This window comes from Agrobacterium radiobacter, assembly GCF_040801995.1.
GTDB classification, from domain to species: Bacteria; Pseudomonadota; Alphaproteobacteria; order Rhizobiales; family Rhizobiaceae; genus Agrobacterium; species Agrobacterium radiobacter.
In genome coordinates, this window is record NZ_JBEGHX010000002.1 from 629,849 (window position 1) to 653,141 (window position 23,293).

A 23,293-nucleotide genomic window follows, 5' to 3' on the forward strand; every position below is an offset into this window, starting at 1 on the left:
CAACAGGAGATGCCGATGAATGCCGTGAAGATCAACGAGCGTCTGACCGTTGCGGGCCAGCCGATGATCGCCGATTTCCAATCGCTCTCCGCCCAGGGCTATAAAAGCATCATCAATGCCCGGCCTGATGGTGAAGAGCCCGGTCAGCCAGGCAATGTGCAGGAAAAAAGCGCCGCCAGCGCGGCAGGCATGGAATATGGCTTCATCCCGGTCAGCGGCCCTGCCATCACCGAAGCCGATATCCGCGCCTTCCAGCAGAAAATGGCGGAAGCGGACGGCCCCGTTTTCGCCCATTGCAAGGGCGGCACGCGCGCACTCACGCTTCATGTTCTCGGCGAAGCGCTGGATGGACGCATCGAGCGGGGCGACATCGAGGCTTTCGGCAAGGCGCATGGCTTTGACCTTTCCGGCGCCACCCGCTGGCTGGAGCGACGCGAAGCGGCGGTTCCACACGTCAAGACCTTCTTCGATCCGCGCACATGGAGCGTGCAATATGTCGTCTCCGATCCTGCGACCAAGCGCTGCGCCATTATCGACCCGGTCTATGATTTCGATGAGAAGTCCGGTGCAACCGGAACCATGAATGCCGACGCCATTCTGGATTATGTGGCGAGCCAGGGCCTGTCGGTGGAATGGATTCTCGATACCCATCCCCATGCCGACCATTTTTCCGCCGCCCATTACCTGAAGCAGAAGACCGGTGCGCAGATGGCGATCGGCGCGAAAGTTACCGGCGTACAGAGGCTCTGGCAGGAGAAATATAACTGGCCGGATCTCGAAACCGACGGCTCGCAATGGGACCGGCTGTTCGAGGCGGGCGACAGGTTCAATATCGGCTCCCTGGAAGCGCGCGTGCTGTTTTCACCCGGGCATACGCTGGCGTCCGTGACCTATGTGGTGGGAGATGCCGCCTTTGTGCACGATACGCTTTTCATGCCCGATTCAGGCACTGCGCGCGCCGATTTTCCGGGCGGCAGCGCCAGAGAACTCTGGGCGTCTATTCAGGATATTCTCGCCCTTCCCGACGAAACACGGATTTTCACCGGCCATGACTATCAGCCCGGTGGCCGCGCTCCGAAATGGGAAAGCACGGTCGGCGAACAGAAGCGCAGCAATCCGCATCTGGCCGGCATGACGGAGGAGGGCTTCATCCGTCTCAGGGAAACACGGGATCGCACATTGCCGATGCCTAAGCTCATTCTCCATGCGCTGCAGGTCAATATTCGCGGCGGCCGTCTGCCGGAGCCGGAAGAGAATGGCAAGCGTTACCTGAAATTCCCGCTCGACGTGCTGGAGGGCAGCATATGGTAAAGGAAAACACGCGGGAAAAGCGCCCGCACATTGCTGCAATTCCCCTTCCCGCCATGGAGGAGAGGGCTGTCGAGGTCGCGCTGCTTCTGAAAACACTTGCCCACCCGGCGCGGTTGATGCTCGCCTGCACGCTGGCGCAGGGGGAATTTTCCGTCGGCGAACTGGAGGTCAAGCTGGATATCCGCCAGCCGACGCTTTCCCAGCAGCTGGGCGTGCTGCGGGAAGCCGGCGTGGTCGAAACCCGGCGCGACGCCAAGCAGATCTTCTACCAACTGAGCGAAGCGAAAGCAGCGCAACTGATCGAGGCCCTTTACACCATATTCTGCGCGCCGGAGGAGGAGACCCCGTGAGCCCCTACTGGCCCTCTCTTTTCGGCGGCATGCTGCTCGGTCTTGCCAGTATTATGCTGTTTCTTTTTAACGGCCGTATTGCCGGCATCAGCGGGATCATGGGCAAAATGCTCGGCAAGGAGCGGCGTCTTGCCGATCTCGCCTTCGTCACCGGCTTGCTGGCCGGACCTTATATCTATGCCGCGGCATTCGGCCGGCTGCCTGCCATCACCCTCGTTGCACCATGGCCGCTCATCCTCATTGCCGGCCTGCTGGTGGGTTTTGGCACACGCATGGGCTCCGGCTGCACGTCCGGCCATGGCATCATGGGACTGGCGCGATTTTCCCGGCGCTCCATCGCCGCGACCGTAACCTTCCTGATATCAGGCATCTGTGCCGCGACGATAGCAGGAGCCCTGTCATGAAAAATCCGGCCGTGGCCCGTGTTGCCCTGGCATTGGCCGCAGGAGCGCTGTTCGGCTTCGGCCTCTCGCTGTCAGGCATGGTCGATCCCGCCCGTGTTTCCGGCTTTCTCGACGTGGCAAGCGGTCATTGGGACCCGAGCCTGATATTCGTTCTCGGCGGTGCTGTGATGGTCGCCGTGCCGGGTGTGCTGCTCAGCCGACGTCTTGCCAGGCCCGTCCTCACTGAGGATTTCAACCTGCCCGCAAAAACCCGCATCGACCGGCCGCTCATAACAGGCTCGGCCATTTTCGGCATCGGTTGGGGGCTTGCCGGTTTCTGCCCCGGCCCGGCACTATCGGCTCTCGCCCTCGGGCTGATGCCGGTCGTTCTTTTCGTCTGCGCCATGATTGCCGGCATGCTGGTCCACGACCGTCTCTACGCAAAACAGCCATAGCAAAGACGCTCGTCCCGAACGCGGGAAACGGGCAGTCGCGCGGGGCTGGAACGCTCCCGCGCGACTCGTTTGATTAGAGGTCGATCAGGCTCTTGCCCGTCATTTCCGGCGGCAGCGGCACATTCATCAATTGCAGCAAGGTGGGCGCGACATCGGCGAGAATACCGGCATGCAGCTTTGCACCTTCCGGCCCGCCAAAAAGGATCACCGGCACCGGATTGGTGGTGTGGGCCGTGTGCGGGCCGCCGGTCACCGGGTCGACCATGGTTTCACAATTGCCGTGGTCGGCAATGACAAGCATCGCGCCACCCACTTTTTCGAGCGCGGCAACGACCGCACCAAGTCCGCGATCCACGGCTTCGCAGGCCTTGATTGCGGCCTGCAGATCGCCGGTATGGCCGACCATGTCAGGGTTGGCGTAATTGGTAACGATGAGATCGTAACCCTTGCCGATCGCCTCGACGAATTTCTCCGTCACCTCGGGCGCGCTCATCTCAGGCTGCAGGTCGTAGGTCGCAACCTTCGGCGATTTCGGCATGAAGCGGTCTTCGCCGACTTCCGGCTCTTCCTTGCCGCCATTCAGGAAGAAGGTGACATGCGGATATTTTTCCGTCTCGGCGAGGCGAAACTGCGTGAGCCCCTGTTTTGCCACCCAGGCGCCGAGCGTATTGACGATATCGCGCTTGGGGTAGGCCGTCGTCATGAAATGGCTGTGGCGGGTGGAATATTCGACCATACCGAGCAGCGCCGAAAGCACGGGCTTTTCGCGCGGAAAACCGTCGAAATCATTGGCACCAATGGCAAGCAGGATTTCACGCGCACGGTCGGCGCGGAAATTCAGGCAGAACAGGCCGTCGCCAGCCTTGAAACCTTCATAACCATCGATCACCGTTGGCAGGATGAATTCGTCGGTGACATTGTTTTTGTAGCTCTGGGCAACGGCGCTCACCGCATCCCGCGCGTGTTCGCCTTTCGCCAGAACCATGGCGTCATAGGCTTTCTCGACGCGCTCCCAGCGATTGTCGCGATCCATCGCATAATAACGGCCGATTACCGTGCCGATGCTGGCACCTTGCGGCAGGCTCGCTACCAGCGCCGCCACAAAATCTTCAGCCGATTGCGGCGCGACGTCGCGGCCATCGGTGATGGCATGCACCACGACCTTCAGGCCGTGGCTGATCATCAACCTCACCGCCGCCTGGCCGTGGAGGATATGACCATGGACGCCACCATCGGAAACCACGCACATCAGATGCGCCACACCGCCCGCGGCTTTTACCCTGGCTGCGAAATCAAGCATCGCCGCATTGCGGAAAAAGCTGCCATCCTCGATCGCCAGATCGATCTGGCCGAGATCCATGGCGACGATGCGGCCCGCGCCGATATTGGTGTGGCCCACTTCAGAATTGCCCATCTGCCCGGTGGGCAGGCCGACATTCGGGCCGAAGGTGGTCAGCGTCGCATTCGGGCAGGTGGCAAAAAGCCGGTCCATGGTCGGCGTGTTCGCCAGAACAGGCGCATTGCTGGATGTATCCTCACTCAGCCCCCAGCCATCGAGAATAGTCAGGACAACGGGTCTGGGAGTTTGCATGGGAGGACCTTCTTCGTTCGGTTGCCGGCGGAGGGCGGACCGCCGGGCACCGGAGCGCCCTCTTCCGCCACTATGATCATGATGAGAAAACATGCTTCTCGTTCTTCTCTTCTATACCCGAAGATGACGAACGCAAGCCTATACCGACACCGAAACAGTTCCGTGAAGGTTGAAAACGCGAGCTCAAAAATGCCGTCATGACACGCATGCGCCCTCATTCCTGTGCTCGTCACAGGAATCCGGCCTACGCGCGTCTGCGCGGCGGGGAGAGTCCTTTCAGCCCAATGACTTGGGCTGGCTGGATCCCTGTGACAGGCACAGGGATGAGGGAGCACGGGTCGCCTTCACTCGATGAAAATCAGCGCCGGCTTTTCCAAGAGAGCCTTGAGGGCCTGGATGAAGACCGCCGCATCCCAGCCATCGACGACCCGGTGGTCGAAGCTGGAAGACAGGTTCATCATCTTGCGAGGCACAAAGCGAATCCCATCCCAGACCGGCCGCGTCATGATCTTGTTGACGCCGATGATCGCCACCTCGGGATGGTTGATGATGGGCGTCGAGACCACGCCGCCCAATGCTCCGAGCGAACTGATGGTGATGGTGGAGCCGATCAGTTCTTCCCGATGGGCCGTGCCGGTGCGGGCGGCTTCTGCAACGCGTGCGACTTCCTCTGCGCATTCCCAGAGGCCGAGCGTTTCCGTGTGGCGTACGACCGGGACCGTCAGGCCCGACGGCGTCTGCGTGGCGATGCCGATATGAACGGCTTCATAGTGGCTGACGACCCCTTTTTCGTCATCAAAGGTGGCATTCATGCCGGGATGATCGGCAACGGCTTTCACCAGCGCGCGCATCAGAAACGGCAGGATCGTCAGTTTCGGTTGCCCGGAACGGCGGTTGCCGTTCATGGTCGCCCGCAGATCTTCCAGATCGGTCACGTCGACTTCCTCGACATAGGTGATGTGGGGAATGCGGGAGGCGGAAAGCACCATCTTCTCGGCAATCTTGCGCCGCAGCCCCGTCAGCTTCACCTCTTCGACGGCGCTATCGTGGGGCGCTATCGGCTCGGGGCGCTCCGGCCGCCCCCGCACGGTTAAAAACCCATCGAGATCGGCATGGGTAATATGCCCATCCGGGCCTGTTCCCTTGACCTGTGCGAGATCGATATCGAGATCGTCGGCGCGCTGGCGGACGGCGGGGGATGCCAGCGGTTTGTGGTGCAGTTCGGCTGCGGGCGCCGGTGGCCCCTCCTCGGTCTGGCGCGCCGTCGGCTGGGTTTCAACGGGTGGCGGCGTGTCTGTCATATCGGCAGGCGCTTCCGTCATCTGGATGGGTGCTTCCGCTTCCGGCATGCTGCCATTGGGCGCGACGGCTGCGACATCGGTTTCAATGCGCAGGAGCGGCGCCTTCACCGGCACGGTGTTTCCAACCGTCACGGCGAGCCAGGTGACCACGCCCGCCACGGGTGAGGGGATTTCAACCGTCGCCTTGTCCGTCATCACCGCGGCCAGCACCATGTCTTCATGGACGAGATCACCCGGTTTGACGTTCCATTCCACCAGTTCGGCTTCCGCCACACCTTCACCGACATCAGGCATAGTGAGAACAAATTCCGCCATAATCAGGCCTCCATGACTTCGACAAGGGCTCGCCCGACGCGGGCAGGTCCCGGAAAATAGTCCCATTCCTGCGCATGGGGATAAGGCGTATCCCAGCCGGCGACGCGGACGACGGGAGCCTCCAGATGATAAAAACAATGTTCCTGCACCAGCGATACGACTTCCGCCCCGAAGCCGGAGGTCAGCGTTGCCTCATGCACCATGACGCAGCGGCCGGTCTTCGAAACCGATTTCACGATGGTATCGAGATCGAGCGGCAAGAGGCTGCGAAGGTCGATAATCTCGGCATCCACGCCGGTCTCTTCCGCCGCCGCCAGCGCCACATGCACCATGGTGCCATAAGCGATGACGGTGACACCATTTCCGGGGCGGCGGATTTCGGCCTTGCCGATGGGAATGGTGTAGTGACCTTCCGGCACCTCGCCCATCTCGTGTTTGGACCAGGGCGTTACCGGCCGGTCATGGTGCCCGTCGAAGGGGCCATTATAAAGCCGCTTCGGCTCCAGAAACATCACGGGGTCGGGGTCTTCGATGGATGCGATCAGCAGCCCCTTGGCATCATAAGGATTGGAAGGGACCACCACCTTCAGCCCGCAGACATGGGTGAAGAGGGCTTCCGGGCTCTGGCTGTGCGTCTGCCCGCCAAAAATCCCGCCGCCGGTGGGCATGCGGAGAACGATCGGGCAGGTGAAATCGCCATTGGAGCGATACCGGATACGCGCCGCTTCCTGGGTGATCTGGTCATAGGCGGGATACATATAATCGGCGAACTGGATTTCGACGCAAGGCCGCAGACCATAAGCGGCCATGCCGATCGCCGTGCCGACAATGCCGGATTCGCTGATCGGCGCGTCGAAACAGCGCGTCTTGCCGTATTTTCCCTGCAGCCCCTGCGTGGCGCGGAAGACGCCGCCGAAATAGCCCACATCCTCACCGAAAACCACGACATCGTCGCTGCGCTCCATGGAGACATCCATGGCGCTGCGGACGGCTTCGATCATCGTCATTCTTGTCATGTCTCACCACCCTGCCTTCTGGCGCTGGCGGGCGAGATGCGGAGGCATCTCGGCGTAGACGCCTTCGAAAATATCCTTTTTCGGCGGTTTTCCACCCTCATGCAGCGTGCCGTGGCTTTCCGCCTCGCGCTGGGCTTCCAGCACCTCATCGGCGATTTCCGCCTCCGCCTGCCGGTGCCGTTCGTCCGACCAGACGCCGCGCAGGACGAGATGTTTCTTGAGCCTCAGAACCGGGTCACCCAGGGGCCACGCCTCGGACTCCGTCTTGGGGCGATAAGCGCTCGGATCATCCGAGGTGGAATGGGCGCCGACACGATAGGTGACATATTCGATCAGCGTCGGACCGAGGTTGCGGCGCGCCCGTTCCACGGCCCAGCGCGCAACGGCATAAACGGCGAGATAATCATTGCCATCGACCCGGAGTGCGGGAATGCCGAAACCCAGCCCGCGCGCCGCAAAGGTGCCAGAACCGCCGCGCGCAATGCCCTGAAAGGTGGAAATCGCCCATTGGTTATTGACGATGTTGAGGATGACCGGCGCCTTATAGGTGGAGGCAAAGACCATTGCCGAGTGAAAATCCGACTCCGCCGTCGAACCGTCGCCGATCCAGGCGGCCGCGATTTTCGTATCGCCCTTGATGGCCGAGGCCATCGCCCAGCCGACGGCCTGCACATATTGCGTGGCGAGATTGCCTGACACGGTGAAGAAGCCGTGTTCCTTCGAGGAATAGAGAACCGGCAATTGCCGCCCGTGCAGCGGGTCGAGCTCGTTGGAGTAAATCTGGTTCATCATGGTGACGAGCGGATAGTCATCGGCAATGAGCAGTCCCGCCTGCCGGTAGGTCGGGAAATTCATGTCGCCTTTGGAAAGCGCCTTGCGGAAAGCGCAACTGACAGCCTCTTCGCCCAGATGCTGCATGTAGAAGGACGTCTTGCCCTGCCGCTGCGCCATCAGCATGCGGGCATCGAAAGCCCGCAGCCGCATCATGTTTTTGAGGCCCACCAGCAATTCCTCGTCCGAGAGCAGCCCGGCCCACGGCCCGACGGCCTCACCCTGATGATTGAGGACACGGATGATCGAATAGGCGAGATCGCGCATGCTTTCAGGGGCGGCATCCACCTCCGGGCGTGGCACGGAGCCGGCCTTGGGTATTTTCACATTGGAGAAATCCGGCTGGTCACCGGGCCGCACCGCTGGCTCCGGCACATGCAGGCTGAGATGCGTGGTTTCGGTAATATCCATTCTACTCCTCCCATCGCCATCTCCTCCAGACGACGAAACAATTTTCAGAGGTTGCGCGCGATGACCATCCGCTGGACATCGCTGGTTCCCTCGTAAATCTGGCAGATGCGCACATCGCGATAGATCCGCTCCACCGGATAATCCGCCATGTAGCCGTAACCGCCGTGAATTTGGATGGCGTCCGAGCAGACACGCTCGGCCATTTCGGAAGCAAAGAGCTTGGCCATCGAGGCTTCCGAAAGGCAGGGTTCGCCCGCCTCCTTCAGCGCCGCCGCATGCAGCACCAGCTGCCGCGCCGCCGTAATCCGCGTCGCCATATCCGCAAGCCGAAACGCCACCGCCTGATGCTCGATGATTGCCTGCCCGAAGGCCTTGCGCTCGCGGGCATAATCCCGCGCCGCCTCAAAAGCGGCCTGCGCCATGCCGACCGCCTGCGCGGCGATACCGATGCGGCCGCCTTCCAGATTGGCGAGCGCGATGCGATACCCCTGCCCCTCTTCGCCGAGCCGTAATTCGGCCGGGACCGCCATGTCGGTAAAGGCGATCTGGCAGGTATCGGACGAATGCAGGCCGAGTTTTTCCTCGACCCTGATGACCTCGTAACCCGGCGTATCGGTCGGCACGATAAAGGCAGTGATACCCTTTTTGCCGACAGCCGGATCGGTGACGGCGAAGACGATAACGACATCGCCATTCTTGCCTGATGTTATGAACTGTTTCGCGCCATCGAGAATATAACGGTCGCCATCGCGCCGGGCGCGGGTCTTCAAATTGGAAGCATCGGAACCGGCCTGCGGTTCGGTCAGCGCAAAACCGCCGATCCATTCGCCGGAGGCGAGCTTGGGCAGGAAACGCTGCTTCTGGTCTTCTGTGCCGAATTTCAGAATCGGCACGCAGCCGACCGAATTGTGGACGCTCATGATGGTGGAACAGGCGCCGTCACCGGCGGCGATTTCCTCCAGCGCCAGGGCATAGGCGACAGCACCGGTTTCCGACCCGCCATAGTCCTCGGAGACCAGCATGCCGAGAAAGCCGAGTTCACCCATTTCTTTCAGTTCGTCTTTCGGGAACCGGCTTTCCCGGTCGCGCGCGGCGGCACCGGGGGCAAGCCGCTCGCGGGCGAAATCACGGGCCATGTCCCTGATCTGCTGCTGGGCTTCATTCAGGATCATCGCCGCCTCCCCTCAGTGCAGTTCAACCGCGAGCGCGGTCGCTTCACCGCCGCCGATACAGACGGCGGCAACGCCACGTTTCAGCCCGTGACGCTGCAAGGCCGCAAGCAAGGTGACGACGATACGTGCACCCGAAGCCCCGATGGGATGGCCGAGTGCGCAGGCACCGCCATGCATATTCACCTTCTCATGCGGCAAATCGAGATCGCGCATCGCCGCCATCGCCACCACGGCAAAGGCCTCGTTGATTTCGAACAGATCGATATCCTTCGCCGACCAGCCGGTTTTCTCGAACAGCTTTTTCATTGCTCCCACGGGAGCTGTCGGAAATTTCGCCGGCGCATCGGCATGGGCGGCCTGGCCGATAATGGTCGCCAGCGGTGAAAGGCCCCGCCTTTCCGCCTCGGACCGGCGCATGAGAACAAGAGCGGCCGCGCCATCGGAAATGGAGCTGGAATTGGCGGCCGTCACCGTTCCACCATCGCGAAAGGCGGGCTTCAGTTGCGGGATTTTTTCCGGGCGGGCCTTCCCCGGCTGTTCGTCTACGGCAACATCGCCGACAGAAGTGATTTCCGCCTCGAAAGCCCCTTCCGCGATAGCGCGTCGGGCGCGTTCCAGTGAAGCCAACGCGTAATCATCCTGCATGGCGCGCGTGAACTGATAATCTTGCGCGCAATCTTCCGCGAAAGTCCCCATCAGCCTGCCCTTGTCATAGGCGTCTTCAAGGCCGTCGAGAAACATGTGATCGGTGAGCTTGCCGTGGCCGAGACGATAACCATTGCGGGCGCGGTCCAGCAAATAGGGCGCGTTGCTCATGCTCTCCATGCCACCCGCAAGCACGACGGAAGAGCTTCCCGCCGCAAGCTGGTCATGCGCCAGCATGATCGCCTTCATGCCTGAGCCGCACATCTTGTTGATGGTCGTCGCGCCAATCGAGTTGGGAATGCCGGCGGCAATGGCCGCCTGTCTCGCTGGAGCCTGCCCCTGCCCGGCCGAGAGCACGCAGCCCATCAGCACATCGTCGATATCAGCGGGTGAAATTACGGCCCGTTCGACGGCCGCGCGGATCGCCGCCGCCCCGAGATCGGGCGCAGCCACCGATTTGAATTCGCCCTGGAACCCACCCATAGCAGTACGGGCGGCCCCGACGATAACGACAGGGTCATGCACAGCCAAATTCACCTCCCTAGGCCATCCTCCCACCAAGAGAACGACCGTCATCGTGATCTCCTCCAGACCTCGACTGACGTGAACGCTATCACTATCTCGAATTCATTTCAAAGCTATTTTGATTGACAGTTTTTTGATTGGCGATATCTTTGATCCAACAAATAGTCATATCATAGAGCAAATGATCCATGATTGAGCTCGACAGTTTCGACCAGAAGATTCTCCATGTGCTCGGCGATGACGGGCGGGTGAGCTGGCGCGATCTGGCGGCCCGGATCGGGCTTTCCTTCACGCCGACACTGCGCCGCGTGCGCAAGCTGGAAGAAGAAGGCATCATTCGCGGTTATACCGCCGTGTTCGATGAGAACCGGCTGCTCGGCAATATGGGCGTCTTCATTTCCGTCACGCTGGAACGGCAGATCAAGGAGGCGCTGACGACGTTCGAGCACCATGTCGCCTCCATTCCGGAAGTGGTGGGCGGCTATCAGACGAGCGGCAGTTCCGACTATCTCATTCATGCCATGGTGCGGGATCTACCGCATTATCAGCAGCTTCTGGATTTCCTGACCACGGTTCCCGGCGTGTCGCGCATCCAGTCCAATTTCGCCATCAAGACATTCGTGCGCCGTTCCGCCGCCTTCACCGGAGGTGACGCGCCATAAATGAGAGTTGCCGGCACGGAGGAGGTGCTGGCCGCTGACGAGAGGGACGGAGATAAACGGCCGTCCGGAGGAGGAGACGCGATGAGTTTGAACCTCGCCGCTATTTTCGACGCCGATCTCGGCCCGGAAATCGCAGCATTGCGCGACAGCGCAAGAGCATTCGCCGACGATAAAATTGCACCGCTCGCCGCCGAGATCGATCGCGACGATCACTTCCCCCGCAAGCTCTGGCCGCAGATGGGCGAACTCGGCCTGCACGGCATTACCGTTTCGGAGGAATTCGGCGGTGCTGACATGGGCTATCTCGCCCATTGCGTGGCGATGGAGGAGATAAGCCGGGCTTCCGCTTCCATCGGCCTTTCCTACGGTGCGCATTCCAACCTCTGCATCAATCAGATTCACCGCTGGGGAACGGAAGATCAGAAGCGCAGATATCTGCCGGAACTCGTCTCGGGCGAGCATGTCGGCTCACTTGCCATGAGCGAGACGGAAGCCGGATCGGATGTCGTGTCGATGCGGCTGAAGGCCGAACGCAAGGGCGACCGCTATCTCCTGAACGGCGCGAAGATGTGGATCACCAACGGCCACGAGGCAGATACGCTGGTTGTATACGCCAAGACGGACATGTCCGCCGGCGCGCGCGGCATCACAGCCTTTCTGATCGAGAAAGGCTTCAAGGGTTTTCGCCCCGCACAAAAACTCGACAAGCTCGGCATGCGCGGCTCGCCCACCTCGGAACTGGTTTTCGAGGATTGCGAGGTGCCGGAGGAAAATATCCTCGGGCGTCTCAACGACGGCGTGACAGTGCTGATGAGTGGGCTGGATTACGAGCGCGCCGTGCTGGCCGCAGGCCCCGTCGGCATCATGCAGGCGGCCATCGATCTGGTGCTGCCCTATGCGCGCGAGCGCAAGCAATTCGGCAAGCCGATCGGCGAATTCCAGCTGGTGCAGGGAAAGCTTGCCGATATCTATTCGGCCATGAACGCCTCCCGCGCCTATGTCTATGCCGTCGCCCGCGCCTGCGACAATGGCCGTATTACCCGGCAGGATGCGGCAGGCGCGATCCTGTTTGCTGCTGAGCGGGCAACACAGGTGGCGCTGGATGCGATCCAGCTTCTCGGCGGCTCCGGTTATGTCAATGAAAGCCCGGCCGGACGACTGTTGCGCGACGCCAAGCTTTATGAAATCGGCGCGGGCACCAGCGAAATCCGCCGGATGCTGATCGGCCGCGAACTGGTCAAAGGCAACGGGTGAGGAACGCGATGAAGCTTACATCCAGTCTGAACCGCGATCCCACCTTCACCGCCAATACCACGTTCATGTCTGGCCTGGTGGACGACCTGAGGCAGCACGTCGAAAAAATCACGCGGGGTGGCGGCGACAAGGCCCGCGAACGGCATCTGTCACGTGGCAAATTGCTGGCGCGCGACCGGATCGAAGTGCTTCTCGATCCCGGCAGCCCGTTTCTCGAATTCTCGCAATTCGCCGCTTACGAAGTCTATGACGAACCCGTTCCCGCCGCCGGGATCATCACCGGCATCGGCCGGGTGTCGGGCCGTGAATGCGTCATTGTCGCCAATGATGCGACGGTGAAGGGCGGAACCTATTACCCGCTGACGGTGAAGAAACATCTGCGCGCGCAGGAAATCGCCGCTGAAAACCGCCTGCCCTGTATTTACCTGGTGGATTCCGGCGGTGCGAACCTGCCCAATCAGGACGAGGTGTTTCCCGACCGCGATCATTTCGGCCGTATCTTTTACAATCAGGCCAATATGTCTGCGGAAGGCATTGCCCAGATCGCCGTGGTGATGGGGAGTTGCACCGCGGGCGGGGCCTATGTACCCGCCATGAGCGACCAGTCCGTGATCGTCAAAAATCAGGGCACGATCTTTCTCGGCGGCCCGCCGCTGGTGAAGGCTGCGACCGGCGAAGTGGTGAGCGCGGAGGAACTGGGCGGCGCGGATGTGCATTCACGGCAATCCGGCGTCACCGATCATTACGCCCACGATGACCGCCACGCGCTTTCGCTGACCCGGCGGATCGTCTCCACCCTTAACCGCCGCAAACAGGTGGAGCTGGATATCCGCCCGCCGGCGGAGCCGCTTTATCCGGCGGACGAACTTTACGGCATCGTTCCCGCCGATACGCGAAAACCCTTCGAGGTGCGCGAGATCATCGCGCGTCTGGTGGACGGTTCCGAATTCGACGAGTTCAAGGCGCTTTACGGCACGACGCTGGTCTGCGGCTTCGCCCATATCCACGGTTATCCCGTCGGCATCATCGCCAATAACGGCATTCTGTTTTCGGAATCGGCGCTGAAGGGCGCGCATTTCATCGAACTCTGCTGCCAGCGCGGCATTCCGCTGGTCTTCCTGCAGAACATCACCGGCTTCATGGTCGGCAAGGCTTATGAGGCGGGCGGCATCGCCAAGGATGGCGCCAAGCTCGTTACCGCCGTCGCATCGGCAAAAGTGCCGAAATTCACCGTCATCATCGGCGGCTCCTTCGGTGCCGGCAATTACGGCATGTGCGGCCGCGCCTATTCGCCCCGCTTTTTGTGGATGTGGCCCAACGCCCGCATTTCGGTCATGGGCGGCGAACAGGCGGCCTCTGTTCTGGCACAAATCCGCCGCGATGGTATCGAGGCCGATGGCCGCCACTGGTCGAAGGAAGGCGAAGAGGCGTTCAAGCAGCCGATCCGGGAAAAATACGAGCGGGAAGGCCATCCCTATTATGCCAGCGCGAGGCTTTGGGATGACGGCATCATCGATCCCAGGGATACCCGCCTCGTGCTTGGCCTCGGTCTCTCCGCCGCGCTCAACGCACCGATAGAACCCACCCGTTTCGGCATATTCAGGATGTGAGGCGACGATGTTCTCGAAAATACTGATCGCCAACAGGGGCGAAATCGCCTGCCGCATCATCCGCACCGCCGCCAAGATGGGCATACGCACCGTTGCCGTCTATTCGGATGCCGACCGTGACGCCATGCATGTGGCACTGGCCGACGAGGCAATCGCCATTGGCCCCGCGCCCGCGCGTGCTTCCTATCTCGACGGCGAAAAAATCATCGCCGCCGCAAAAGCGACCGGCGCGGAAGCGGTCCATCCGGGTTATGGTTTCCTCTCGGAAAATGCCGGTTTCGCCGAAGCCTGTGCCGCCGCCGGTCTTGTTTTCATTGGCCCGCCGGCGGCAGCGATCCGCGCCATGGGCGGGAAAAGCGAGGCGAAAGCGCTGATGGCGAAGGCGGGCGTTCCCGTCGTTCCCGGCTTTCACGGTGAGGATCAGGCGGAAGAGCGGCTTCGCAGTGAAGCGGACGCTATAGGTTATCCCGTTCTGCTCAAGGCCTCGGCCGGCGGCGGCGGCAAGGGCATGCGCATCGTGCGTAAGAAACGCGAATTTGCGGCGGAACTTGCGGGCGCAAAACGCGAAGCGCTGGCCGCCTTCGGCAATGACCGCATGCTGATCGAAAAATATCTGGAGCGGCCGCGACATGTGGAAGTGCAGGTCTTTGCCGATGGCCACGGTAATTGTTTCTCACTTTTCGAGCGCGATTGCTCGATCCAGCGCCGCCACCAGAAGGTCATAGAGGAAGCCCCCGCCCCCGGCTTGCCCGATGCGCTCAGGCAACGCATGTATGAAGCGGCGGTCGCCGCCGCCCGCGCCATCGATTATCGCGGCGCGGGAACGGTGGAATTCCTGCTCGACCCTTCCGGCGAGTTCTATTTCATGGAAATGAATACAAGGCTTCAGGTCGAACATCCGGTGACGGAATATATTACCGGCCTGGATCTGGTCGAATGGCAGCTCCGTGTTGCGGATGGTGAGGCACTGCCGCAGGACTGGGCCGATCTCGACATAAACGGTCACGCCATCGAGGCCCGGATTTATGCCGAAGACCCGGCGCACGATTTCCTGCCGTCGATCGGCACGATCAGCCAACTCATTTTTCCCGATCAAGGCCCTCACGTCAGGATAGACAGCGGCATCCGCGCCGGCGACGCCATTACCGTGCATTACGATCCGATGATCACCAAGCTGATCGTCTGGGATCGTGATCGCCCATCGGCGGTGCGGCGTCTGCGGTTGGCGCTGGAAAATCTGGCGATCTGTGGCGTCGTCAGCAATGCCGCCTTTCTGACCCGGCTTGCGGGACTGGAGGCCTTCGCAAAAGCCGAACTCGATACGGGCTTCATAGCCCGCAACGATGTCGTGCTTTTTGCCCCGGCCCCGAATGACGGGAACGAGATAGCCACGGCCGCGCTGGGCCTGCTGCTCTCGCGGCAGAAAAACGGAAAGTCAGGTTCAGAGGCCGATCCCTATAGCCCGTGGAACACGGCAGCCGCCTTCCGCCTCAACGCGCCGTCGCGGGAAACGCTGTATTTCACCTTTGAGAACCAGCCGCTTAACGTCGGCGTCACGCATGAGGCGGACGGTTTTTCGCTTGCCATCGACGGACGGACGATCAGCGCCCATGGCAGCCTCTCGGACGACGGCAAATTCCGTGCAACCGCGGAAGACAGGAAACGGCAGGGCCATTTTTTTGCAGAAGGCGGCAGTTACGTGCTTTTCCTGAATGGCGAGCATTATCGCATCGCCCAGCCTGATCCCGTCGATATCGAGGATTCCTCCACCCATACCGGTGGTCTGGAAGCACCCATGCCCGGCGTTATCCGTGCTTTGCTGAGCCGGAACGGTGCTGCGGTTGAAGCCGGCGAGGCGCTAGTGGTGATGGAGGCGATGAAAATGGAGCACACGATCCGTGCACCGGCGAAAGGTACGGTCACGGCCATCAATTGCGTCGAGGGCGATATGGTCGCGGCCGGTGCGGTGCTGGTGGATTTCGAACCGGAGGGAGCATGAGATGAGCTGGCCCCGAACGGTAAAAATCGTCGAAGTGGGCGCGCGCGACGGCCTGCAGAACGAAAACGCCGAGGTTCCAACCGCCATCAGGATCGAGCTGATCGAACAGCTGGCCGCAGCCGGATTGACTGCGGTGGAAGCGGGCGCTTTCGTCTCGCCCAAAAAAGTGCCGCAAATGGCAGGCTCGAAGGAGGTGTTTCAAGGCCTCGAACGACGATCCGGCACCGCCTATCCGGCGCTCGTTCCCAATATGAAAGGTTTCGAGGCCGCCATTGATGCCGGCGTGACGGAAATAGCCGTTTTTGTGTCCGCCTCCGAAGGCTTTAGCCAGCACAATATAGGCTGCTCGCGCGCCGAAAGCCTCGAGCGCCTGCGCGATGTCGCGGAGGCGGCGGGCGGGCGAAACATCCTCATACGCGGTTACGTTTCCTGCATTGCCGGCTGCCCCTATGACGGCGCGGTCGCGCCCGATGAGGTGGCGGCGATGGCCGAGGCGCTTATCGCGCTTGGCTGTTACGAAATCTCGCTCGGCGATACGATCGGCATCGGCACGGCCGCGCATATTCGCAAAATCATCGAACGGGTGTCGGCCAACATTCCGCGCAAAAAAATCGCCATGCATTTTCACGATACCTATGGCCAGGGCGTCGCCAATGTGCTGGCCTCGCTGGATGAAGGTATCTCCGTCTTCGACAGTTCCGTCGCCGGGCTGGGCGGCTGCCCCTTCGCGCCGGGCGCCAGCGGCAACGTCGCCACCGAAGACGTCGTTTATCTGCTGCAGGGGCTTGGCATTAAAACCGGTATCGACCTGATGGCAGTGGCTAAAACCGGCGACTGGATCAGCCGGCATCTCGGCAGACCGAATGCAGCCCGCGCCGGCAAGGCGCTGCTTGCGGCAAGACAGGAAGGGTAACGCGCATGGCGGATGAACTGCTGAGCGAAAGGCGCAAGGACGTTCTCTGGCTGACACTCAACCGGCAGGAGGTGCACAACGCGTTGAATGCTGCGATGACGGACGCCCTGGCGAAGGCCATCCGCGCGGCATCGAGTGATGGTGGCCTGCGCGCCGTGGTGATAACGGCCGCCGGAGACCGCAGCTTTTGCTCCGGGGCAGACCTCAAGGAAAGCGCCGGCGGCATGTTCCTCTCGCCGGATGGAACGAACCCCATTGCCGATGTGATGCGCGCCATCGAGGCCTGCGACAAGATCGTCATGGCCCGCATCAATGGCCGGGTTCTGGCCGGCGGGCTTGGCCTCGTTGCCGCCTGTGATCTTGCCTATGCCGCCGCTCATGCCGAATTCGGTTTGCCGGAAGTGCGCGTCGGGCTTTTCCCGGCCATGGTGGCGGCAAAGCTGCTGGCGAAGATGCCACTGGGCCAGCTTCAGGAAATGGCCTATCTCGGCGTCGCGATCAGCGCTGCTGACGCGGAGCGTCTTGGCCTCGTCAATCGGGCCGTCCCGTCGGCCGAACTCGACGGCGTGGTCGAGGATGTTCTCGCCCGGCTGCGGCAGAATGCGCCGGGCGCGATCGCGGCCGGAAAGGCGGCATTGCTGAAGATGCGCGATATGTCGTCCGCCGAGCGGCTTGCCTTTGCCGAAAGCGTGATCGCCACAATCAGCGGCAGCAACGAGGCGCGGGAGGGGCGATTGGCCTTTGCCGAAAAAAGGAAGCCGCTCTGGGTGGAGTGATCGCGACCACTCCTGCCCGAGCACCGATTTTTTCGAAAGTCGTCCTGGGGTCAATCGATATAATCCCGATGCGTGCGTTGACCCCGTTGGGCAAATCGCGTTCTATCCAGCACCTTTCGCCGGACCGCGATTGGGGGAGCCGGAGGAGACCCATGCAGCTTGTAAAAACCGTCGCCGAATTGCGGGATGCCACCGCTGCCTTTCGCCGTGCGGGCAAAACCATCGGCTTCGTGCCGACCATGGGCTTTCTCCATATCGGCCATCTGACGCTTGTTGCCCGATCCAAAGCCGAAAACGACGTGACCGTGGTTTCGATCTTCGTCAACCCGCTGCAATTCGGCGCGAATGAGGATCTGGCCCGTTACCCGCGCGATCTCGCCCGCGACAGCGCATTGCTGGAAGAGGCTGATGTCGACATTCTTTTCGCGCCCGAAGTCTCCGAGATGTATCCGCGCCCGATGCAGACCGTCGTGGATGTGCCCGAACTGGGCAGCCAACTGGAAGGCGCGGTGCGGCCGGGGCATTTCGCCGGCGTTACGACCGTCGTGACCAAGCTTTTTAACCTCGTCCAGCCGGATGCCGCCTATTTCGGTGAGAAGGACTATCAGCAAGTGACACTGATCCGCCGCATGGTCGAGGACCTCGCTCAGCCGATCAGGGTCGTTCCCGTCACCACCGTGCGTGAGGCCGACGGGCTCGCCTGTTCCTCGCGCAATGTCTATCTAAGCCCCGCAGAACGCGCCGCCGCCGTGATCGTGCCGCGCGCGCTGGATGAGGCGGCACGCCTTTATGGTGAAGGCTTCGACGACCCAGCACCATTCGAGGCAGCCATAGAAAAATTCATCGCAGCCGAGCCGCTGGCCTCACCGGAAGTCGTCGCCGTGCGCGATCCCGATACGCTCGCCCCCATTGCTTCATTGCAGGCGGGGCCGGTGCTGGTGGCGCTGTTCGTCAGGGTCGGAAGTACACGGCTTCTCGACAACCGCGTCATCGGGCGCGTCAAGATCGATCAACGGGAGGCTGCCCAATGAGCGCCCATGGAAAACACAAGCGGCTGACAACAGCCTCCATCCGGCAGATGAAAGGCGAGGCGCGCATCGTCTGCCTGACCGCCTATACGACGCCGATTGCCCGCCTGCTCGATCCGCATTGCGATCTGCTGCTGGTCGGCGATTCCCTCGGCATGGTGCTTTACGGCATGGACACGACGGTTGGCGTCACGCTGGACATGATGATCGCCCACGGCCGCGCCGTCATGCGTGGCGTCGAACATGCCTGCGTCATCGTCGATCTTCCCTTCGGAACCTATCAGGAATCCAAGGAACAGGCGTTCCGCAACGCCGTGCGGCTGATGCAGGAAACCGGCTGCGACGGCGTTAAGCTGGAGGGCGGCGAGGAGATGGCGGAGACCATCGCCTTTCTGGTGGCGCGCGGCATTCCCGTCTTCGGCCATGTCGGGCTGATGCCACAGCTGGTGCACACCGCCGGCGGCTTCCGCTCGCTCGGACATTCGGACGCGGAAACGCAGAAAATCTGGCGTGACGCGATTGCAGTCGATCAGGCCGGCGCCTTCGCCATCGTCGTGGAAGGCACCGTCGAGCCGCTGGCCCGGGAACTGACCGAAAAACTCGCCGCGCCGACGGTCGGCATCGGCGCATCTCCGGCCTGCGACGGGCAGGTGCTCGTTTCCGACGACATGCTCGGCCTTTTCACTGACTTCAAACCGAAATTCGTCAAGCGTTTCGCCGATCTAGGTTCGACCGTTTCGGAAGCGGCGGCAAGTTATGCAGATGAGGTGCGCTCCGGGGCGTTTCCGGGGCCGGAGCATACGTTTCAGGTTCGCAGGCAATCGCCTTCGCGCGATTGAAGGATCCGGACTGACTTGCTGGACAACGCCCTGACTAAAACTCGGTGTCATCCTCGGGTCAAGCCCGAGGATGACGGAGGAGAGGTTGAGGCGACGCTGTCAGCTCTCAGCGGTATATTCGGCCTGATCGCAGGCTTTGCATCCAGCAAAGCGAACGACTACACAATCCCGCCACTACCGCCAACCGAAGCCGGGCGCTCCGCCGCAACCTGCTTGCGATAACCACTCGCCCGATAGGTCGCCACCGGATCGATAGCGCCGCCCGCCAGCTGCCGGGCCTTGGCGAGGATCGGCTCCACATCGGTACGGTAAGCCCTTTTCAGCATATCTGATGCCATCAGCGCATCATTATCCTGCTGATAGCCATCGAGAGCCGCGCGATCCACCAGCAGCGCCTGCGCGTAAGCGCGGCGGATTTCGTTGGCGCTGGAAATCAGGCTTTCTATCGGGTCCGTCACATTGTGCGACTGGTCGATCATATGGGCGGGATGGAAACCCTTCACGCCGCGATATTCGGCATCCACCAGTTCGTTGAAAACGAGGAACAGGCGATATGGCTCGATTGAGCCGGCATCCAGATCGTCATCGCCGTATTTGCTATCGTTGAAGTGGAAACCACCGAGCTTGCCGAACTGGATGAGCCGGGCGACGATCATCTCGATATTGGTGTTCGGCGCATGGTGGCCGAGATCAACGAGGCAGAAGGCCTTTTCGCCGAGCGTATTGGCAATGAGGTAATTGGTGCCCCAGTCCTGCACGACAGTGGAATAGAAAGCCGGCTCATACATCTTGTGTTCGGAAAAGATACGCCAGTCATCCGGCAGCGCCTTGTAGATATCGGCCATGGCCGCAAGATAACGCTCGAAACTTCTGGTGAAGTTGCTCTGGCCCGGGAAATTGGAGCCGTCGCCCACCCAAACCGTCAGCGCCTTCGAGCCGATGGCGTCACCGATCTCGATGCATTCGATATTGTGCTCGACGGCCTGCCGGCGCGTCGCGGCATCCGTGTGGCTGAGCGAACCATATTTGTAGGAATGGCTCTGACCCGGCGCGTCCGAAAACGTGTTGGAATTCATGGCATCGAAGCCGAGACCCAGCGCCGCGGCATGGGCCTTCAAACGCTTCGGGTCCTGTTTGTCCCACGGAATGTGAAGGGAGACGTTCGGCGTCGCCCGTGTCAACTGGTTGATGACAGCGCAATCATCCAGCTTGTCGAAAATACCGCGCGGCTCGCCCGCGCCGGGAAAACGGGCAAAGCGGGTGCCGCCGGTGCCAACGCCCCAGGACGGCACGGCGACGAAAAACTCCGCGACCTTGGCCGTGACTGCGTCGATATCGATATTGCGACGGGCCAGCTGGTTGCCAAGCGCCTGATAATCGTCCTTCAGCGCGCCAGCGCGTTTTTCGTTTTCGGCCGCGATGATGTCGGCGGCTATTTTCGTCTCGGTCATCTCTTCCTCCCGGGAATCGGTCCAGTGCATGCTAGTTCATCGCGCTCACCTCCGTCATTCCGGCCTTGAGCCGGAATCCAGCCGACGCACGTCTGTGCGGCGGAGAGAGTCTTTTCAGCCCAAGGACTTGGGCTGGCTGGATTCCGGCTCAAGGCCGGAATGACGGAAGTGAGAACGTGCCGAACGTCCTACCGCGTAAAGCTCTGCGCGTTGCCGGCATCGACATTGATGATATTGCCGGTCGACTTGGCGGAAGCATCGGACGCCAGGAAGTAGATCGCTTCGGCGATGTCTTCCGGGAACACATTGAGCTTCAGCATCGAGCGCTTGCGGTAATGCTCCTCCAGATCGGTCACCTCGATCTTGGACGAGGCCGCGCGCTGCTCGCGCCACTCGCCGTTCCAGATTTTCGAGCCACGCAGCACGGCATCGGGATTGACGGTGTTGACGCGAATACCCGCTTCCGCCCCTTCCAGCGCGAGGCAACGGGCGAGATGAATTTCCGCAGCCTTCGCCGTGCAATAAGCGGAAGCATTGGGCGAGGATGCAAGGCCGTTCTTGGACGCAACGAAAACGACGTTGCCTCCCAAATTCTGACGCCGCAGCAGGCGGAATGCTTCGCGCGAAACGAGGAAATAGCCCGTGGCGAGAATGTCGATATTCTTGTTCCACATGGCAAGCGTCGTGTCTTCCACCGGAGCGGAAGAGGCAATGCCGGCATTGGAGACGAGAATATCCACGCCGCCGAATTCCACGCTCGCTTCCGCGAAGGCGGAAATCACGGCATCTTCCTTCGTCACGTCAAGCTTGACGGTACGCACCGCGTCAGTGCTGTAACGCTTGGCGAAATCGCCCTTGGCCGCATCCAGCGCCGCTTCGTCAATATCGGCGAGCACCACGCAGGCGCCCTCGCCCGCCAGGCGTTCGGCGGTTGCACGGCCGATGCCGCCGGCGCCACCGGTGACAAAAGCCACGCGACCGGCAAGGCTCTTCGGCTTCGGCATGCGCTGCAGCTTTGCCTCTTCCAACAGCCAATATTCGATATCAAAGGCTTCCTGCTCGGGAAGGCCCTGATAGTCGGACACGGTGGAAGCACCGCGCATGACGTTGATGGCGTTGACGTAGAATTCGCCGGCGATACGGGCCGTCGCCTTGTCCTTGGCGAAGGACAGCATGCCGACACCGGGGATCAGGAAAATCACCGGGTTCGGGTCGCGCATATCAGGTGAATTGTCGTGGCGGCAGGCTTCGTAGTAGCGCGTATAATCGGCGCGGTAAGCCTCCAGCGCCTCGTCGAGACCCGCCATCAACGCGTCCACATCAGGATGTGCGGTATCGAGATCGAGGATCAGCGGGCGGATTTTCGTGCGCAGGAAATGGTCAGGGCAGGAGGTGCCGAGCGCGCCGAGCGGCTTCAAATCCTTGGAATTGACGAATTCGAGAACCGGATCCTGATCGTCGAAATGGCCGAGCTTGCGCTCCTCGCGGCCGATGCGGCCACGGATTTCCGGCATTAGTCGGGCAGCGATGGCGCGGCGCTCGGCAACGGGCAGACTTTTCGCCACAGCACCGCCGAAAATCGTCTTGCCTTCGGTCTGCGCCGTAAACCATTCGATCGCCTTGTTGATGATGGCGAGCGTCAGTTCGTAACACGCCTTGGCGTCATTATCCCAGGTGAACAGGCCATGGCTTTCCAGCACGACGCCCTTGGCCTTGGGATTGGCTTTTACGAAAGCCTCAAGGTCGAGGCCGAGCTGAAAGCCCGGACGGCGCCAGGGAAGCCAGCCAATGTCATCGCCGAAGATCTGCTGCGTCAGCTCTTTCGAGTTTTTGGAGGCGGCAATCGCGATGATCGCATCGGGGTGCATGTGGTCGACATGATCATAAGGTACGAAACCGTGCAGCGGCGTATCGATGGAGGCCGCGCGCGGATTGAGGTTGAAGGTGCAATGCGGCAGGAAGCCGACCATGCGATCCTCGTCCTCCACACCCTTGTAAATGCCCTTCAGCGCTTCCAGCTTATCGAGATAAAGCGTCGCAAAACCGTCGAGCTTGATGGTGCCGACATCGCCGCCGGAACCCTTCACCCACATGACACGGACCTTCTCGCCCGTCAGCGGATCGGTTTCGAGCACCTTTGCGGATGTGTTGCCGCCACCGTAATTGGTGATGCGCTTGTCCGCACCCAGCAGATTGGAGCGATAAAGCAGCTTGCCCGGCTCATCGAGCGTCTTGGCGTAAGCATCGTCCCAACGGCTTTCGAGAAGGCGGGATTTTCCCGTCATGTCTTCCTCCCAATATCTGTCTGCATTCGCGGAGCCGATACCGGCCCGCCTCCTTTGAGGACAGATATCGCGCATCCAAAAGCACAATGTCAATCAAAAACGATCATAAATTTTCATGTTGCAGCGCGATATTGATTAATTTGATCGTTCTTGATTGACAACGTAAAGAG

General features: G+C 61.2%; 20 protein-coding genes. 12 read left to right on the forward strand and 8 right to left on the reverse strand.

What is annotated here, in order from left to right; all coding sequences use genetic code 11:
* Positions 1-15: 15 nt before the first annotated feature.
* From blh to MRBLRC7O_RS16800, 4 genes are read left to right on the forward strand one after another with little or no spacing between them, the layout of a single operon-like run.
* Entirely contained in the window at positions 16-1,311 is a 1,296-nt protein-coding gene (blh, locus tag MRBLRC7O_RS16785; RefSeq protein WP_112539566.1) for a bifunctional sulfur transferase/dioxygenase Blh, read from the forward strand.
* Entirely contained in the window at positions 1,305-1,661 is a 357-nt protein-coding gene (gene bigR / locus MRBLRC7O_RS16790; protein WP_111791676.1) for a sulfite-sensing transcriptional repressor BigR, read from the forward strand. Before blh ends, bigR begins: the two co-directional genes overlap by 7 nt.
* On the forward strand, positions 1,658-2,065 hold the full coding sequence (locus MRBLRC7O_RS16795) for a YeeE/YedE family protein (protein ID WP_111791677.1): 408 nt from the start codon (positions 1,658-1,660) through the stop codon (positions 2,063-2,065). The genes bigR and MRBLRC7O_RS16795 overlap by 4 nt, the downstream gene beginning before the upstream one ends.
* Positions 2,062-2,499, forward strand: coding sequence for a YeeE/YedE family protein (locus MRBLRC7O_RS16800; RefSeq protein WP_003506977.1), 438 nt, complete (start codon positions 2,062-2,064; stop codon positions 2,497-2,499). Before MRBLRC7O_RS16795 ends, MRBLRC7O_RS16800 begins: the two co-directional genes overlap by 4 nt.
* Positions 2,500-2,572: 73 nt before the next feature.
* Here MRBLRC7O_RS16800 and gpmI read toward each other — a convergent pair whose 3' ends face one another.
* The 6 genes from gpmI to MRBLRC7O_RS16830 all read right to left on the reverse strand — a co-directional run bounded on the left by gpmI (position 2,573) and on the right by MRBLRC7O_RS16830 (position 10,312).
* Positions 2,573-4,090 (reverse strand): 2,3-bisphosphoglycerate-independent phosphoglycerate mutase, encoded by a 1,518-nt coding sequence (gene gpmI, locus MRBLRC7O_RS16805; RefSeq protein WP_003506979.1) that lies wholly within the window; start codon positions 4,088-4,090, stop codon positions 2,573-2,575.
* Between the two features lie 344 nt (positions 4,091-4,434).
* Positions 4,435-5,706: a dihydrolipoamide acetyltransferase family protein gene (locus MRBLRC7O_RS16810; RefSeq protein ID WP_111791678.1), complete on the reverse strand. Its 1,272-nt coding sequence runs from the start codon at positions 5,704-5,706 to the stop codon at positions 4,435-4,437.
* Positions 5,707-5,708: 2 nt separating this feature from the next.
* Complete coding sequence (locus MRBLRC7O_RS16815; protein WP_065695100.1) at positions 5,709-6,722, reverse strand: alpha-ketoacid dehydrogenase subunit beta; 1,014 nt, start codon at positions 6,720-6,722, stop codon at positions 5,709-5,711.
* A 3-nt stretch (positions 6,723-6,725) separates the two neighbouring features.
* Positions 6,726-7,964 carry a 3-methyl-2-oxobutanoate dehydrogenase (2-methylpropanoyl-transferring) subunit alpha gene (locus MRBLRC7O_RS16820; RefSeq protein WP_003506983.1) on the reverse strand — a complete coding sequence of 413 codons (1,239 nt, stop codon included), beginning with the start codon at positions 7,962-7,964 and terminating at the stop codon, positions 6,726-6,728.
* Positions 7,965-8,008: 44 nt separating this feature from the next.
* The gene (locus MRBLRC7O_RS16825) at positions 8,009-9,136 is read right to left on the reverse strand and encodes an acyl-CoA dehydrogenase family protein (protein WP_111791679.1); all 1,128 of its coding nucleotides are present in this window, start codon (positions 9,134-9,136) and stop codon (positions 8,009-8,011) included.
* A 12-nt stretch (positions 9,137-9,148) separates the two neighbouring features.
* A complete protein-coding gene (locus MRBLRC7O_RS16830; protein ID WP_165000568.1) occupies positions 9,149-10,312 on the reverse strand; it encodes an acetyl-CoA C-acyltransferase in 1,164 nt (387 codons plus the stop codon).
* A gap of 182 nt (positions 10,313-10,494) precedes the next feature.
* Between MRBLRC7O_RS16830 and MRBLRC7O_RS16835 the strand changes: the two genes are divergently transcribed.
* The 8 genes from MRBLRC7O_RS16835 to panB all read left to right on the forward strand — a co-directional run bounded on the left by MRBLRC7O_RS16835 (position 10,495) and on the right by panB (position 19,387).
* Complete coding sequence (locus MRBLRC7O_RS16835) at positions 10,495-10,968, forward strand: Lrp/AsnC family transcriptional regulator (protein ID WP_003500312.1); 474 nt, start codon at positions 10,495-10,497, stop codon at positions 10,966-10,968.
* Positions 10,969-11,049: 81 nt separating this feature from the next.
* Positions 11,050-12,222, forward strand: a complete 1,173-nt coding sequence (locus MRBLRC7O_RS16840; RefSeq protein WP_111791681.1) for an isovaleryl-CoA dehydrogenase — start codon at positions 11,050-11,052, stop codon at positions 12,220-12,222.
* Positions 12,223-12,230: 8 nt separating this feature from the next.
* Positions 12,231-13,832, forward strand: a complete 1,602-nt coding sequence (locus MRBLRC7O_RS16845; protein WP_111791682.1) for a carboxyl transferase domain-containing protein — start codon at positions 12,231-12,233, stop codon at positions 13,830-13,832.
* A gap of 7 nt (positions 13,833-13,839) precedes the next feature.
* Complete coding sequence (locus tag MRBLRC7O_RS16850; protein WP_111791683.1) at positions 13,840-15,831, forward strand: acetyl/propionyl/methylcrotonyl-CoA carboxylase subunit alpha; 1,992 nt, start codon at positions 13,840-13,842, stop codon at positions 15,829-15,831.
* A 1-nt stretch (position 15,832) separates the two neighbouring features.
* Positions 15,833-16,744: a hydroxymethylglutaryl-CoA lyase gene (locus tag MRBLRC7O_RS16855; protein ID WP_111791684.1), complete on the forward strand. Its 912-nt coding sequence runs from the start codon at positions 15,833-15,835 to the stop codon at positions 16,742-16,744.
* Between the two features lie 5 nt (positions 16,745-16,749).
* Positions 16,750-17,520: an enoyl-CoA hydratase-related protein gene (locus MRBLRC7O_RS16860; RefSeq protein WP_111791685.1), complete on the forward strand. Its 771-nt coding sequence runs from the start codon at positions 16,750-16,752 to the stop codon at positions 17,518-17,520.
* 152 nt (positions 17,521-17,672) lie between these two features.
* Complete coding sequence (panC, locus tag MRBLRC7O_RS16865) at positions 17,673-18,551, forward strand: pantoate--beta-alanine ligase (RefSeq protein ID WP_111791686.1); 879 nt, start codon at positions 17,673-17,675, stop codon at positions 18,549-18,551.
* Positions 18,548-19,387 carry a 3-methyl-2-oxobutanoate hydroxymethyltransferase gene (gene panB, locus MRBLRC7O_RS16870; RefSeq protein WP_003506997.1) on the forward strand — a complete coding sequence of 280 codons (840 nt, stop codon included), beginning with the start codon at positions 18,548-18,550 and terminating at the stop codon, positions 19,385-19,387. The genes panC and panB overlap by 4 nt, the downstream gene beginning before the upstream one ends.
* A gap of 158 nt (positions 19,388-19,545) precedes the next feature.
* Here panB and rhaI read toward each other — a convergent pair whose 3' ends face one another.
* Positions 19,546-20,838 carry an L-rhamnose catabolism isomerase gene (gene rhaI / locus MRBLRC7O_RS16875; RefSeq protein ID WP_003506998.1) on the reverse strand — a complete coding sequence of 431 codons (1,293 nt, stop codon included), beginning with the start codon at positions 20,836-20,838 and terminating at the stop codon, positions 19,546-19,548.
* A gap of 188 nt (positions 20,839-21,026) precedes the next feature.
* Entirely contained in the window at positions 21,027-23,123 is a 2,097-nt protein-coding gene (locus MRBLRC7O_RS16880; RefSeq protein WP_003507003.1) for a bifunctional rhamnulose-1-phosphate aldolase/short-chain dehydrogenase, read from the reverse strand.
* Positions 23,124-23,293 lie beyond the last annotated feature (170 nt).

Coding starts and splice junctions, on each gene's coding strand:
- gpmI (WP_003506979.1), bottom strand. CDS start 4,090: ATGCAAACTCCCAGACCCGTTGTCCTGACTATTCTCGATGGCTGGGGG.
- panC (WP_111791686.1), top strand. CDS start 17,673: ATGCAGCTTGTAAAAACCGTCGCCGAATTGCGGGATGCCACCGCTGCC.
- MRBLRC7O_RS16855 (WP_111791684.1), top strand. CDS start 15,833: ATGAGCTGGCCCCGAACGGTAAAAATCGTCGAAGTGGGCGCGCGCGAC.
- MRBLRC7O_RS16850 (WP_111791683.1), top strand. CDS start 13,840: ATGTTCTCGAAAATACTGATCGCCAACAGGGGCGAAATCGCCTGCCGC.
- panB (WP_003506997.1), top strand. CDS start 18,548: ATGAGCGCCCATGGAAAACACAAGCGGCTGACAACAGCCTCCATCCGG.
- MRBLRC7O_RS16800 (WP_003506977.1), top strand. CDS start 2,062: ATGAAAAATCCGGCCGTGGCCCGTGTTGCCCTGGCATTGGCCGCAGGA.
- MRBLRC7O_RS16820 (WP_003506983.1), bottom strand. CDS start 7,964: ATGGATATTACCGAAACCACGCATCTCAGCCTGCATGTGCCGGAGCCA.
- bigR (WP_111791676.1), top strand. CDS start 1,305: ATGGTAAAGGAAAACACGCGGGAAAAGCGCCCGCACATTGCTGCAATT.
- MRBLRC7O_RS16810 (WP_111791678.1), bottom strand. CDS start 5,706: ATGGCGGAATTTGTTCTCACTATGCCTGATGTCGGTGAAGGTGTGGCG.
- rhaI (WP_003506998.1), bottom strand. CDS start 20,838: ATGACCGAGACGAAAATAGCCGCCGACATCATCGCGGCCGAAAACGAA.
- MRBLRC7O_RS16815 (WP_065695100.1), bottom strand. CDS start 6,722: ATGACAAGAATGACGATGATCGAAGCCGTCCGCAGCGCCATGGATGTC.
- MRBLRC7O_RS16880 (WP_003507003.1), bottom strand. CDS start 23,123: ATGACGGGAAAATCCCGCCTTCTCGAAAGCCGTTGGGACGATGCTTAC.
- blh (WP_112539566.1), top strand. CDS start 16: ATGAATGCCGTGAAGATCAACGAGCGTCTGACCGTTGCGGGCCAGCCG.
- MRBLRC7O_RS16835 (WP_003500312.1), top strand. CDS start 10,495: ATGATTGAGCTCGACAGTTTCGACCAGAAGATTCTCCATGTGCTCGGC.
- MRBLRC7O_RS16825 (WP_111791679.1), bottom strand. CDS start 9,136: ATGATCCTGAATGAAGCCCAGCAGCAGATCAGGGACATGGCCCGTGAT.
- MRBLRC7O_RS16840 (WP_111791681.1), top strand. CDS start 11,050: ATGAGTTTGAACCTCGCCGCTATTTTCGACGCCGATCTCGGCCCGGAA.
- MRBLRC7O_RS16860 (WP_111791685.1), top strand. CDS start 16,750: ATGGCGGATGAACTGCTGAGCGAAAGGCGCAAGGACGTTCTCTGGCTG.
- MRBLRC7O_RS16845 (WP_111791682.1), top strand. CDS start 12,231: ATGAAGCTTACATCCAGTCTGAACCGCGATCCCACCTTCACCGCCAAT.